The organism is Streptomyces sp. NPDC012508, from assembly GCF_042902595.1.
Taxonomy (GTDB): domain Bacteria; phylum Actinomycetota; class Actinomycetes; order Streptomycetales; family Streptomycetaceae; genus Streptomyces.
This window is the reverse complement of record NZ_JBIBEO010000007.1, coordinates 401,143-414,680: the sequence shown is the minus strand read 5'-3', so window position 1 is coordinate 414,680 and position 13,538 is coordinate 401,143. Positions and strand designations below refer to the sequence as shown.

Genomic DNA, 13,538 nt, shown 5'->3' with positions numbered 1-13,538 from the left:
GCTCAGGCCTCGGTCGACTCGGTGGACGCGGCCTCGGCCTCGTCCGCCTTCTTGTCGGCCTTCTTCGCCTTCGGGGTGATGGCCTCACCCTTGGCGTCGTCGCCCTCGAGGGTCTTGGCGAACGCGTCGAAGGAAGCGCGCTTGTCCTCCTTCGTCGCCGGCTGCAGCAGCGGCGCCGGGGCCGGGAGGCCCTTGTGCTTCTGCCAGTCGCCGGTGAGCTTCAGGATGGCGAGGACCGGCTCGGTCGGCTGGGCGCCGACGGACAGCCAGTACTGCGCGCGGTCCGAGTCGACCTCGATCTTCGACGGGTTGTACGTCGGGTGGTACAGACCGATCTCCTCGATCGCACGACCGTCCCGGCGGGTGCGGGAGTCGGCGACGACGATGCGGTAGTGCGGCTGGCGAATCTTGCCGAGGCGCTTGAGCTTGATCTTGACTGCCACTGGAGTGGTGTCTCCTGGTCTTGACGTGGTTGGGCACATGAGATGCCACGTGGGGTTGCGGTACTCGGGTGCCCGATGGACGCGTCAGCCGGAGGAGAGAGGGGTCCTGTGCGACTGTCGAGTACAGCTAGCCATTGTGCCACACGACCGTGGCGCCCCTGACCCGGCCGGGTCAGGGGTCAGCCGGCCGCGCCCACCGATTCCGGGATGCGGAAGGGCTTGCCGCAGCCACCGCAGACGATGGGGGCCTGGGCGAGGACCGAGGGGACCACGCGGACGTTGCGGCCGCAGTCGCAGACGGCCTTCACGCGCACGCCGCCGCCGGAGGAGCCATGGCGGGCGGCGGGGCCACGGAAGGAGCGCTTGGTGTCCGCGGCCGTCGCGACGGTGTGGGCCTTGAGGGCGCGCTGCAGTCGCTCCATCGTGGGCCGGTACCGCCGCTTCGCCTCGGGGTTGAGCGTGACCAGGGAGAAGCCGCTGCTGGCGTGCGGCTCCTCGGGGTGGTCCAGGCCCATCTCCTCGGCGATCGCCAGGAATCTGCGGTTGTGGTAGCGGCCGGCGCGGGAGGTGTCACGGACACCTCGGGCGGCGGCGATGCCGTGGACTGCTTCGTGGAGCAGCCGTTCGAAGGAGAGCTCGGCGCCGCAGGCGGACGAGGACTCTCCGATCAGGGACTCGGGCGCGGCAAGATCCGGCAGTTCGGGGTGGTGCCGCTGAATATCGGCCCACGCCTGTGCCAGCTCTGCGGCGAGAACAGGTGGTGTCGTGCTCACGTCGCGTACAACGAGCCGATGCGCCCCCGGGTTCCATTCCGGGGCATCCCAAATATTTTGCACGTACCCGTCAGTTGCCGTTGATGCGTCCGGACGAGGGTCAGTGCGCCGATCTGCGGAGAAGTCACACAGCCGGCATCAAGGTGGTGCGTAGCGGCGCATACGCCCCGGCGCGTAGAGGTGGTGTACGCGCCCCGGGGTCGCTGCAGGGACAGTACCGGGCTGGGCGTCAAGTCGGCGCACCGCCCCCTCCCCGAAGGGGAAGTGGTGCGGTGCGAGCACTGGACGCGAGCACGGATCGGCAGTTCCCTGACATACAGGGGGATGCGCGCACATGCTTCACGGGGGCTGTCGACCAGGCACTGATTGGGGCGCTTTCGATGACACCTACGCTCGTCCCGCACCACCCCGCGCGCGACTGGGCCGAGATCCAGGAACGCATGCTCGTACCGCTCTACGAGGCGGTGTACGACCGGCTCGAGGTGGGCCCCGGCTCCCGGGTCCTGGGGCTCGGCTGCGGGTCGGGCCTCGCGCTGCTGATCGCGGCCTCGCGGGGCTCGCGGGTCACCGGCGTGGACCGGGACCACGCGCGCGTGGAGCTGGCCAGGGAGCGGATTCCGGAGGGTGCGGGGCACACGGTCGTCGAGGGCTGCCCGGCGGACGTGAGTGCCGTCGGCGGCGCGTCGCGCTCTCCGTTCGACGTGATCACGGCCTTCCACACCTCGCCGGAGTCGGCGCGGGATCTGTCCGCCGTCACTCCTCTGGCGCAATCGGGCGCCGCGGTTGTGCTGGCGGGCTGGGGTCCGCCCGAGAGGTGCGCGACGTCGTCGGTGCTGAAGGTCGCGGCACGGCTGACGGGCTGGCGGCCGGCGTTCCGTGACGACCTGGAGGACGTGGTGGCGCGGGCCGGTCTCAAGCCGGACGGCTCGGGGCGGGTGTCCTGCCCGTTCGGGTACGCGGATCCGGACAGCGCGGTGCGGGGCCTGGTCTCGACGGGCGACTTCGACGCGGCGATCCGCGCGACGGACCCGGACCAGGTCGAGAAGGAGATCACGGAGGCTCTGCAGCCGTATGTCCGTCACGACGGCACGGTCTGGATGCCGAACGTCTTCCGCTATCTGATCGCGCGCGTGCCGTAGCCCGCGCGCCAAGGGCCGTCGGCGCCGGGGCCCGGTCCACGCGCGCGTGGACCGTCCGTACGCGCGCCGTACGCACGCCGTCCGTGATGGACGCCCGTGCGTCGCCGCCCGCGCGCGGACGCCCGTGCGTGGACCGTGTCCGTGCGCGCACCGCTCCGAGGCCGCCTGAGCGCCCCTACGAGTCCTTCTTCAGGCGCGTGATGCCCGCGGCGCGGTATGCCGCGTCCTCCTCCAGGGTCTCGTTCGCCAGGAGGGCGGTCGCGAGGGCGTCGAGCTTGTCGCGGTTCTCGCGGAGCTGGCGGACCGCGCTCTCGTAACACTCGTCGACGATCCGGCGCATCTCCTCGGCGACCATGTCGAGGGTCGCGGGGGCCGCCGAGAGCCCGTACGCCTGCTGGGCGTCGCCGGGGATGGCCGTGAGGCGGCCGACGCGTTCGCTCATGCCCCAGCGGCCGGCCATGCCTCGGGCGATGGTGGTGACCTGCTCCAGGTCGCTCTCGGCGCCCGTGGTGACGACCCCGAAGACGACCTGCTCGGCGGCCATCCCGCCGAGCGCTCCGATGATCCGGCCGCGCAGGTACTCCTCGGTGTACGCGTACTTGTCGGAGTCCGGGGTCGAGAGCGTGACGCCGAGGGCCCGGCCGCGCGGCACGATCGTGATCTTGCGGACCGGGTCGGCGCCCGGCTGGAGCATGCCGAGCAGTGCGTGGCCGCTCTCGTGGTACGCCGTGCGGCGACGTTCCTCCTCCGGCATCACCAGCGGCCGTTCGGCACCGAGCTGGACCTTCTCCAGGGCGTCGGACAGGTCGGACCGGGTGACCTCCTTCTGCTGCCGCTTGACGGCGAGGAGGGCGGCCTCGTTGGCGAGGTTGGCGAGTTCGGCGCCGGTCATCCCGGGGGTCGTGCGGGCGACCTGGACCAGGTCGACGTCCGGGGCGAGCGGGATGTCCCGGGTGTGGATCCTGAGGATCGCCTCGCGGCCCCCGCGGTCGGGCGGGTTGACGTGCACGATCCGGTCGAAGCGGCCGGGCCGGGTGAGCGCCGGGTCGAGCACGTCGGCGCGGTTGGTGGCGGCGAGGACGATGACGCCCTCGGAGCCGGTGAACCCGTCCATCTCGGTCAGGATCTGGTTGAGGGTCTGCTCGCGCTCGTCGTGGCCGCCCATGCCGGAGCCGCCGCCGCGGGCGCGGCCGATGGTGTCGATCTCGTCGATGAAGATGATCGCCGGGGCCACTTTGCGGGCCTCGGCGAAGAGTTCACGTACCCGCGAGGCTCCGACGCCGACGATCATCTCGATGAACTCCGACGCCGAGGCGGAGAAGAACGGCACGCCGGCCTCCCCGGCCACGGCCCGCGCGAGGAGGGTCTTGCCGGTTCCCGGCGGCCCGGCGAGGAGGACGCCGCGTGGCATCTTGGCGCCCATGTCGCGGTAGGCGGAGGGGTTCTTCAGGAAGTCCACGACGTCGTTGAGTTCGCCCTCGACCTCGTCGATACCGGCGACGTCCTCGAAGGTGGTGCGCCGGGTGCCGGGTTCGAGCTCGACGGGTTTGGGCGGGGCCTTGCGGCCGAGCATGCCGCCCGCGCCGCCCATCCCGGAGCTCATCCGCCGGGAGATGAAGATCCACAGCGCGACGAGCAGCAGCATCGGCGCCAGGGAGATCAGCAGGTTGGCGAGGAAGCTGCGCTCCTGGACGACGGGTTCGGCGGTGACCGTGACGCCCTTCGAGGTCAGTTCGTTCCAGAGCTCGTCGTCGGCGAACGCGGGCCGCTGGGTGACGAACTTGGTGTAGTCGCCCTTGTCGCCGTTGGGCAGGGGCTGTTTGTTCTTCAGCTCGCCCTGGATGGCGTCGCCCTTGGAGTAGATCTTGGTGACGTTGCCCGCGTTCACCTGTTTACTGAACTCGGTGTACGAGATCGTCGGCTCGTCGCCCCGGTTGAAGAACGACAGCACGAGGTTGGCCAGGAGAAAGACGACCAGGGCGGCGAGGATGAGCCCTCCCCAGCCTCCGGGCATCTTCCTCTTCGGCGGCTGGGGCGGCGGGGCCCCTTCCGAGCGCCAGGGCTGGTCGGTCCGGTCGCGCGGAGGTACGGAGTTGGGCACGCTGCTCTCCTCACACCGACGGTCGGGCCCGGCCCCCAGTATCGGAAGAGTGGACAATTCCGGCATGTCAGACGGGGTGAAGGAGTGAAAAGGGGCCCGGGGCGGTTTCACACCGCCCCGGGCCCCTTCAGGAACCTGCTCAGACCTGCTCAGCCGTGCTCGGCTCTGCTCAGCCCATGAACTTCTTGAACTCGTCCGGCAGCTCGAAGTCGCCCGGCCCCTGTCCGGCGGCCGGGAGGCCGAAGGCGCCACCCTGCTGCGCCTGCTCGCGGCGGGCCTGGGCGGCCTCCTCCTCGGCCTTGCGCTTCATCGGGTTGCCGCTCTTGCGCTTGCCCTTGGCCTGCTTGACCTGCTTCTTCTGCCGGCCGGGGCCGCCGCCCATGCCCGGCATCCCGGGCATTCCCGGCATGCCACCGCCCTGGGCCATGCGGGACATCATCTTGCGGGCTTCGAAGAAGCGCTCGACGAGCCCCTTGACCGCGCTGACCTCGACGCCGGAACCCTTGGCGATACGGGCGCGGCGCGAGCCGTTGATGATGGTCGGGTCGTGGCGCTCGCCCGGGGTCATCGACTTGATGATCGCGGCCGTGCGGTCGACGTCGCGCTCGTCGATGTTGTTGATCTGCTCCTTCATCTGTGCCATGCCGGGGAGCATCCCGAGCAGCTTGGAGATGGAGCCCATCTTGCGGACCTGTTCCATCTGGGCGAGGAAGTCGTCGAGCGTGAACTCCTGGCCCTTCTTGGACGCCAGCTTGGAGGCCATCTTGGCGGCCTCTTCCTGGCTGAAGGTCTGCTCGGCCTTCTCGATGAGCGAGAGCATGTCGCCCATGCCGAGGATGCGGGACGCCATGCGGTCCGGGTGGAACGCGTCGAACTCGTCCAGCTTCTCGCCGTTGGAGGCGAACATGATCTGGCGGCCGGTGACGTGCGCGATGGAGAGCGCGGCACCGCCTCGGGCGTCGCCGTCGAGCTTGGAGAGCACGACACCGTCGAAGCCGACGCCGTCGCGGAAGGCCTCGGCGGTGTTGACGGCGTCCTGACCGATCATGGCGTCGACGACGAAGAGGACCTCGTCGGGGCTGACGGCGTCGCGGATGTCCGCGGCCTGCTGCATCAGCTCCTGGTCGATGCCGAGGCGGCCGGCGGTGTCGACGATGACGACGTCGTACATCTTGGACCGCGCGTACTCGATCGAGTCCTTCGCGACCTGGACCGGGTCACCGACGCCGTTGCCCGGCTGCGGGCCGTAGAACGCCACACCCGCGCGCTCGGCGACGACACCGAGCTGGGTGACGGCGTTGGGGCGCTGGAGGTCACAGGCGACGAGCAGCGGGGAGTGGCCCTGGCCCTTGAGCCAGAGACCGAGCTTTCCGGCGAGAGTGGTCTTACCGGCACCCTGGAGACCGGCGAGCATGATCACGGTGGGCGCGGTCTTGGCGAAGCGCAGCCGCCGGGTCTCGCCGCCGAGGATGCCGATGAGCTCCTCGTTGACGATCTTGATGACCTGCTGGGCGGGGTTCAGCGCCTGGGAGACCTCGGCGCCGGTGGCCCGCTCCTTGACCTGCTTGATGAACGCCCGGACGACGGGCAGGGCGACGTCCGCCTCGAGCAGGGCGATCCGGATCTCGCGCGCGGTGGCGTCGATGTCCGCCTCGGACAGGCGGCCCTTGCCCCGGAGGTTCTTGAATGTCGCTGCAAGGCGGTCGGAGAGGGTATCGAACACGGTGGTCGCGGATCCTCGGTGTCGGGGGCGGGCGGACGGATTGCCCTCAAGGGTATCTGGCCGCTCGAAGGACGTGCCCCCGCCTGCCGAATCCGGCCGGCGGAGGCGCGGTCCCGCTCGTACGGGGAGGCGGCCTCCGGCACCCGCCGACCGGCCCCTGACCTGCGGATCACCACCTCGCGCCCACAGGGAGCACGTCGTGCTCAACGACCGGCGCGCCTCCACGTCACGGGTCAGCGCAGCGCCTTCTCCAGCGTCTGGGCCACGTCCGCGGCCTCCTCCTCCGCCAGGAGGGAGCCGTCGGGGCGGGTCACGTACAGCGTGTCGACGGCGTTCGCGCCCAGCGTCGAGACATGGGCGCTCCTGACCCGGACGTCGGCGCCCTCCAGCGCCCGGCCGATGCGGTGGAGCAGGCCGGGGGCGTCCTGGGCGCGGACCTCGATGACGGTGGCGAGCCGGGAGTCGGCGGCGGCGACCGTGACGCGGGGCGGCGGGGCGGTGACACCGCGCCGCCGGGGGTAGGCGGCGTCGCGTTCGGCGAGCCGGGCGGGGATGTCGAGGCTGCCGTCCAGGGCCCGTACGAGATCGGCGCGGAGCCGGGTGGCCTGGGGCAGGGAGCCGTATTCGGCGGCGACGCGCCAGTTCAGAACGAGGACGGCTCCTGGGCCGAGCGCGGTGGGGAGCTCGACGGCGCGCAGGTCGGCGGCCCGTACGGTCAGGCGGTGCAGTGCGAGCACGCCGGCGGCGGCGGGCAGGACGCCGGGCTGGTCGGGCAGGGCGATGAGGAGTTCGACGCCGACGGGTTCCGGTTCGCCGTCCTCGGGGGCGGTCTCCGGATGGGTGTGCAGGGCGAGGGCCGGCTCTCCGGTCCGCAGCGCCTCGATGGCGAGGCGTTCCTGCTCGGCGCTGGTCGCGGCGGGCTCGGGTTCGGCCACGGGCTCGCCGGCGAGGACGGCCCCGACCCGTTTGACGAGGTCGGCGACGAGGGAGGCGCGCCAGGTGGACCAGGCGGCCGGGCCGGTGGCCAGCGCGTCGGCCTCGGTGAGGGCGTGCAGCAGTTCCAGGGCCCCGGCGGTGCCGACGGCGGCCGCGACGGCCTCGACGGTGGCGGGGTCGTCGAGGTCGCGCCGGGTCGCGGTCTCGACGAGCAGCAGATGGTGCCGTACGACGGTGGCGACGACGGCCACGTCGGCCCGGTCGAAGCCGATCCGGGTCGCGAGGTCGCGGGCGATGGTCTCCCCGGCCACGGAGTGGTCTCCGGGCCAGCCCTTGCCGATGTCGTGCAGGAGCGCGGCGACGAGCAGCAGGTCGGGGCGGCCGACGCGGCGGGTCAGCGAGGAGGCCCGTACGGCGGTCTCGACGAGGTGCCGGTCGACGGTCCAGGTGTGGACGGGGTTGCGCTGCGGGCGGCAGCGGACGCGCTCCCAGTCGGGGAGGAGCCGGGTGACGAGGCCTTCGGCCTCCAGCGCCTCCCAGACGGGCACGGTGGGCTCCCCCGCGCCGAGCAGGGTGACCAGCTCCTCGCGCGCCTCCGCGGGCCAGGGCACCGGCAGCGGCTTGGCGGCGGCCGCCAGGCGGCGTACGGCGTGCAGGGAGAGCGGGAGTCCGGACTGGGCGGCCGCGGCGGCGGCGCGCAGCGGCAGCACGGGGTCGCGTTCGGGTCTGGCGCTGAGGGCGAGGACGACCTCGCCGTCCATCTCGACGACGCCTTCGGCGAGCGGGGTGCGTTCGACGGGCGGCCTTCCGGCGCCCGACCGGCCGCCCAGGAGGCCACGGAACCGGGGGCGGGACGAGCGGGCCTTCAGGACCCGGTTGACCTCGCGCCAGGTGACGTCCGTGGCGTACGAGATGACCCGGGCCGCTTCGTACACCTCGCGGAGCAGGGTGTCGGCGTCGAGGAGGCCGAGCTCGTCGGCGACGGCGTCCTGTTCCTGGAGGGCGAGCCGGTCGGTGGCCCGTCCGGTGGCCAGGTGGAGGGCGTCGCGGGCGTCCAGGAGGCGGCGGCGGGCCTCGTCCAGGCCTTCGCGCGGGGCGTCGGCCAGCCAGGAGGCGGCGACGGCGCGCAGCACCTGGGCGTCACGCAGCCCTCCCCTGGCCTCCTTCAGATCGGGTTCGAGGAGGAACTGCAGCTCCCCCATCCGCTCGGCGCGCTCGCGGCAGAGCGCGTCCAGCTCCGGCAGCCGTTCGGGCGCCTGGTTGCGCCAGTCGGCGAGGACGGCGGTGCGCAGTCCGGCGACGAGTCCGAGGTCGCCGGCGACCGGCCGGGCGTCGAGGAGCCCGAGCTGGACCTTGAGGTCGTCCCCCGCGGTCCTGCGCGCCTCGGCGGGGGTGCGGACGGAGTGGTCCAGGGCCAGGCCCAGGTCCCAGACCGGGTACCAGATCCGGTCGGCGAGTGTGGCGACGGCGCCCGCGTCGACGGTGCCGTCGTGCAGCAGGAGCAGGTCGAGATCGCTGCGCGGGGAGAGTTCACCGCGCCCGTAGCCGCCGACGGCGACGAGCGCCACCCCTCGTGGCGGCTGGGCGGCGGTGAACAGTCCGGTCAGCCAGTCGTCGGTGAGCCGGGCCAGGGCGGCACGGCGCGGCGGCCCGGACCGCGCCTTCTCGGTGAGAAGGCGCAGCCGGGCCGCCGCGTAGCCGCTGGGTCCCGAGTCTTCCGCTCGTGTGCTCGTGTCGACGCTCGTCACCCAGCAGCTCCTTATCGTGCTCCGTGCTTACAGTGCGTCCGGGCCGCGTTCGCCGGTGCGGACCCGTACGGCGGTCTCGACCGGCACGCTCCACACCTTGCCGTCACCGATCTTGCCGGTTCGGGCCGCCTTGACCACGACGTCGATGAGCTGTTCGGCGTCGTCGTCCTCGACGAGGACCTCGATACGGATCTTGGGGACGAGGTCGACGGTGTACTCGGCACCGCGGTAGACCTCGGTGTGGCCGCGCTGGCGGCCGTATCCGCTGGCCTCGGTGACCGTGAGGCCCTGGACTCCGAAGGCCTGGAGGGCCTCCTTGATCTCGTCCAGCCGGTGCGGCTTCACGACTGCGGTGATGAGCTTCATGCGTCCACCTTCTTGGTCTCCGTAGCTGCCGGGGCGGGCGCGGCGGTGGAGCGCGAGGAGGCGCCGCCGCCGGCTCCGCTGAAGTCGTACGCGGTCTCGGCGTGCTCGACCTGGTCGATGCCGGAGACCTCGACGTCCTCGCTGACCCGCATGCCCATCGTCTTGTCGATGATCAGCGCGAGGATCGCGGAGGCGATCAGAGAGTAGGCGAGGACCGCGAAGACTCCCACGGCCTGCTTGCCGAGCTGCTCGAGGCCGCCGCCGTAGAAGAGGCCCTTGGCGTCGGACTGGACGCCGCCGGTGGCGAAGAAGCCGACGAGCAGGGAGCCGATGACACCGCCGACGAGGTGGACACCGATGACGTCGAGGGAGTCGTCGTAGCCGAACTTGTACTTCAGGCCGACGGCCATGGCGCAGAGCAGACCGGCGATGGCGCCGATGGCGATCGCGCCGAGCGGGGAGCAGGAGCCGCCCGAGGGGGTGATGGCGACGAGGCCGGCGACGGCGCCGGAGGCGGCACCGAGGGTGGTGAAGGAGCCGTGGCGGATCTTCTCGTAGAGCAGCCAGGCGAGCATGGCGGCGGCGGTGGCGACCTGGGTGTTGACGAACATCACCGCGCCGACGCCGTCGTCGTTGCCGAGCCACGAGCCGGCGTTGAAGCCGAACCAGCCGAACCAGAGCAGACCGGCGCCGAGCATGACCAGCGGGAGGCTGTGCGGGCGCATCGGGTCCTTCTTGAAGCCGACGCGCTTGCCGATGACCAGGATCACGCCGAGGGCCGCGGCACCGGCGTTGATGTGGACCGCCGTGCCGCCGGCGAAGTCGATGACGCCCATCTCGAAGAGCCAGCCGCCCGCGCCCCAGACCCAGTGGGCGACGGGGAAGTAGACGACGGTGACCCAGAGGGCGATGAAGAGGGCCCAGGCGGTGAACTTCACGCGGTCGGCGAGGGCGCCGCTGATCAGGGCCGGGGTGAGGATGGCGAACATCAGCTGGAAGACGGCGAAGACGTACACCGGGATGGTGTAGCCGTCCCACAGCTCGGTGACGCCGATGCCGCTGAGGCCGACGTACTCGGAGGACCAGCCGATGAGCGATCCGGAGTCGGTGCCGAAGGCGAGGCTGAAGCCGTAGAGCACCCAGAGGATCGTGACGATCCCGAGGCTGATGAAGCTCATCATCAGCATGTTCAGGGTGGACTTGACGCGGACCATGCCTCCGTAGAAGAAGGCGAGTGCCGGGGTCATCAGCATGACCAGGGCGGAGCAGATGAGCATGAACCCGGTGTTGGCGGCAGACAGCTCGGGGGCGTCTGCGGCCAGGGTCGTGATGGCTGGTGCCATCGGCGTCTCCTCGTCGTCGGTACGGCCTGTGCGGGGGCGGGGCCGGAGAGCGGCTTGGCCGTGAGGGGTGGCCGGTTATGCGCCAGAGATTCGCGCAGCGCGGTTTCCGTCGATGCCGCACGATGTTTCGCCGCAGTGACGAAGGGTGGGGACGTGTTACGCGACTGTGAACGGCGAAGTCACGGACTTGTAACGCGCGTACCATCCCGGGACCTCGACCATTGAACGAGCGACCACGACGGTGATCGACGACAGCCGCGCGTGGGGTGCCCCGGACGGAGGCATGGGTTCGGCCACAAGGGCGGACCGGCCGCGACAGGTCCCGGTTGTCCTGGCGGCGGGGGAGCCGAGTCGGTCAGTACGGGAACGCTGTCGCGGCCGGAGTGTGAAGGGGCCGGGTGCTCAGACCGCCTCGGCGGTCTCGGGCAGCAGGGCGGTGAGCCGGTCGGTGAGCTGGACGACCTCGGCGACGTCGCGGAAGTCGCGGGCGGCGGTGTCGACGGTCTTGCGCAGCCGGGTGTTGACCCGCTCGGAGCGGACGCTCTTGGCGACGCCGAGCGCCTTCTCGACCAGCGAGGCGGACTGCTCGGGCTCGCGCTTGAGGAGGTGCACGGTGGCCATGCCGATCAGGTTGAGTGCGTACGAACGCTGGTGCTCGGGGTCCTTCTCGAAGAGGTTGACGGCCCGCTCCATGACGGGCTCGGCGAGCGAGGCGTACGTCGGGGAGCGCCCGGCGACATAGGCCAGGTCCCGGTAGGAGTGCGAGTTCTCGCCGTTGAGCTCCGCCTCGGAGAAGAAGCGGATCCAGTCGGGCTCGGGCTCGCCGTCGAGGCCGACGTCGGCGAAGGTGTCCTCGGCCATCCGCACGGCCCGCTTGCACTTGGAGGGCTGGCCCATGTTGGCGTAGGCGCGGGCCTCCATCGCATACAGCATGGCCTGGGTGCGCGGGGTGGCGCAGTCGCGACTGCCGTACTGGGCGAGGTGGATGAGTTCGAGGGCGTCGTCCGGCCGGCCGAGGTGGATCATCTGGCGGCTCATGGAGGAGAGGATGTACGAGCCGAGCGGCTTGTCCCCGGCCTCCTTCGCGGCGTGCAGGGCGAGGACGAAGTACTTCTGCGCGGTGGGCTGCAGGCCGACGTCGTAGCTCATCCAGCCGGCCAGTTCGGCCAGTTCGGCGGCGCAGGTGAAGAGGCGCTGCGCGGTGGCGGCGGGCTGGGGCTCCTGGAGCAGGTCGGTGACCTCGTGGAGCTGGCCGACGACCGCCTTGCGGCGCAGCCCGCCGCCGCACTGGGCGTCCCACTGGCGGAACATCGCCGTGGTGGATTCGAGCAGGTCGAGCTCGATCGGGGAGAGCTTGCCCGGGCGGTGACCGCCGGTGACCGGCTCGGGCGCGGCGGGCTCGCCGGCCGGGGTGGGGACGAGCCAGCGCTGCATGGGCTCGATGAGGGAGGGTCCGGCGGCGAGCGCGAGGGAGGTGCCGAGGAAGCCGCGCCGGGCGAGCATCAGGTCGCTGCGGGAGAACTCGCTGAGCAGGGCGACGGTCTGGGGGCCCGCCCAGGGCAGGTCGACCCCGGAGACGGACGGCGCCTGGTGGGCCGCGCGCAGCCCGAGGTCCTCGACGGCCACGACCGAGCCGAACCGCTCGGAGAACAGTTCCGAGAGGATCCGCGGGATGGGCTCGCGGGGCTGCTCGCCGTCCAGCCAGCGACGGACGCGCGAGGTGTCCGTGGAGATGTGGTGCGCGCCCATCTGGCGTGCCCTGCGGTTCACTTGGCGCGCCAGTTCACCCTTCGACCAGCCGCTCCGCACGAACCACGAGCTGAGCTGCTCGTTCGGGCGCTTGCCGGCAGTCGTACCGTCTGCGCCGTTGCCGCCCACTGGAACGCCCCCATCCACGTCGAGACTGCGTCACGCGAAACTCTGTTGCGCGAACCCCTAACAGAATGCCGTGTCTTGCGGCGTCCGTCCGGAGCTTCGACTCCTTCGAACAGGAAACCGGGTTGCCTCCGGCATACCCACGCGCGCAAGAAACTCCGGGGTTCGAGCACCGAAAGTAATCCTACGATCACCCGTCCCGCGAGCCGGATTCAAGAAACGCCACCATTCGCCACCCCTTCGAATGAACTCGCCTGCCGCTGAACACGATTCACTTGACATGCGACGAACCAGGGTCGGCGGACCGTTGCGCAGGGAGGCGCGCGCCACGGTACGCACCACCTCGCCCACGACCGAGCGCCACCCCGGGCGACGGAGCGTGACAGTGGGGCTCCGGGTCGTAACCACCGGCGCGTCAGACCCGTTGGAGGGGGCATGGGCTTCACGATCGGCGGCATTCGTGAGATGCGGTCCGGCTCACGCCGCCGCGTCCGCACCACTGAGTGCACAGCGGTGGCCGAGTACACCGGGCTGTGGGGCTGGGACGTGGTTCCCGGCGCGCGGGCCGTCTCCGGCCAGTGCTCCTGCGGGGACACGTCCTGTACGGCTCCGGGCGCGCATCCGCTCTCGTTCGGCGCGCCGGTTCCGGCGGGCGCGGGTCTGGACGACGCGACGAAGGCGTGGTCCGAGTACCCGGGCGCCGCGCTGCTGCTGCCGGTGGGCCGGTCCTTCGACGTGATCGAGGTCGCCGAGCCCGCGGGCCGGCGGGCGCTGGTCCGCCTGGAGCGCATGGGCCTGCCGCTCGGGCCGGTGTGCGCGACGCCGACGGGGCGGGCGCAGTTCTTCGTGGCGCCGGGGGCGGCGGCGGGGCTGCCCCAGCTGCTGTACCGGATGGGCTGGGACGACGCGGACCTGGATCTGCGGGGCCTGGGGCCGGGCGACCACGTGACGGCGCCGCCGTCGGACCTCGGGGGCCTGGGGCCGGTCCGCTGGCTGCGGCCGCCGACGCTGGACACGGCGGGCGCGCCGCCCGAGGCGCGGCTGCTTCTGGGGACTCTGGCGTACATCTGCCATCGCACGCACTTCTGACG

General features: G+C 71.6%; 10 protein-coding genes. 2 read left to right on the top strand and 8 right to left on the bottom strand.

Annotated elements, in window-relative coordinates; genetic code table 11:
- Nucleotides 1–2 precede the first annotated feature (2 nt).
- Nucleotides 3–443, bottom strand: a complete 441-nt coding sequence (gene rpsP / locus ACFY8U_RS25445) for a 30S ribosomal protein S16 (protein ID WP_260227749.1) — start codon at nucleotides 441–443, stop codon at nucleotides 3–5.
- A 179-nt stretch (nucleotides 444–622) separates the two neighbouring features.
- Nucleotides 623–1,216, bottom strand: a complete 594-nt coding sequence (locus tag ACFY8U_RS25440) for a hypothetical protein (protein WP_352190305.1) — start codon at nucleotides 1,214–1,216, stop codon at nucleotides 623–625.
- A 380-nt stretch (nucleotides 1,217–1,596) separates the two neighbouring features.
- Here ACFY8U_RS25440 and ACFY8U_RS25435 point away from each other — a divergent pair, with 380 nt between their 5' ends.
- Nucleotides 1,597–2,355: a class I SAM-dependent methyltransferase gene (locus ACFY8U_RS25435; protein WP_389573906.1), complete on the top strand. Its 759-nt coding sequence runs from the start codon at nucleotides 1,597–1,599 to the stop codon at nucleotides 2,353–2,355.
- A gap of 175 nt (nucleotides 2,356–2,530) precedes the next feature.
- Here the strand turns inward: ACFY8U_RS25435 and ftsH are convergent, their stop codons facing one another.
- The 6 genes from ftsH to ACFY8U_RS25405 form a co-directional block, all read right to left on the bottom strand.
- Nucleotides 2,531–4,456 carry an ATP-dependent zinc metalloprotease FtsH gene (gene ftsH, locus ACFY8U_RS25430; protein WP_389573903.1) on the bottom strand — a complete coding sequence of 642 codons (1,926 nt, stop codon included), beginning with the start codon at nucleotides 4,454–4,456 and terminating at the stop codon, nucleotides 2,531–2,533.
- 169 nt (nucleotides 4,457–4,625) lie between these two features.
- A complete protein-coding gene (gene ffh, locus ACFY8U_RS25425) occupies nucleotides 4,626–6,179 on the bottom strand; it encodes a signal recognition particle protein (protein ID WP_361434490.1) in 1,554 nt (517 codons plus the stop codon).
- A gap of 233 nt (nucleotides 6,180–6,412) precedes the next feature.
- A complete protein-coding gene (locus tag ACFY8U_RS25420) occupies nucleotides 6,413–8,863 on the bottom strand; it encodes a [protein-PII] uridylyltransferase (RefSeq protein ID WP_389573899.1) in 2,451 nt (816 codons plus the stop codon).
- Between the two features lie 27 nt (nucleotides 8,864–8,890).
- The gene (locus ACFY8U_RS25415; RefSeq protein WP_101390346.1) at nucleotides 8,891–9,229 is read right to left on the bottom strand and encodes a P-II family nitrogen regulator; all 339 of its coding nucleotides are present in this window, start codon (nucleotides 9,227–9,229) and stop codon (nucleotides 8,891–8,893) included.
- The gene (locus ACFY8U_RS25410) at nucleotides 9,226–10,572 is read right to left on the bottom strand and encodes an ammonium transporter (protein WP_389573896.1); all 1,347 of its coding nucleotides are present in this window, start codon (nucleotides 10,570–10,572) and stop codon (nucleotides 9,226–9,228) included. Before ACFY8U_RS25410 ends, ACFY8U_RS25415 begins: the two co-directional genes overlap by 4 nt.
- Nucleotides 10,573–10,974: 402 nt before the next feature.
- Nucleotides 10,975–12,450, bottom strand: a complete 1,476-nt coding sequence (locus ACFY8U_RS25405; protein WP_389573894.1) for a hypothetical protein — start codon at nucleotides 12,448–12,450, stop codon at nucleotides 10,975–10,977.
- A 432-nt stretch (nucleotides 12,451–12,882) separates the two neighbouring features.
- On the opposite strand from ACFY8U_RS25405, the gene ACFY8U_RS25400 reads away from it, so the two are divergent.
- Nucleotides 12,883–13,536 carry a bifunctional DNA primase/polymerase gene (locus tag ACFY8U_RS25400; RefSeq protein WP_389573891.1) on the top strand — a complete coding sequence of 218 codons (654 nt, stop codon included), beginning with the start codon at nucleotides 12,883–12,885 and terminating at the stop codon, nucleotides 13,534–13,536.
- Nucleotides 13,537–13,538: the final 2 nt, after the last annotated feature.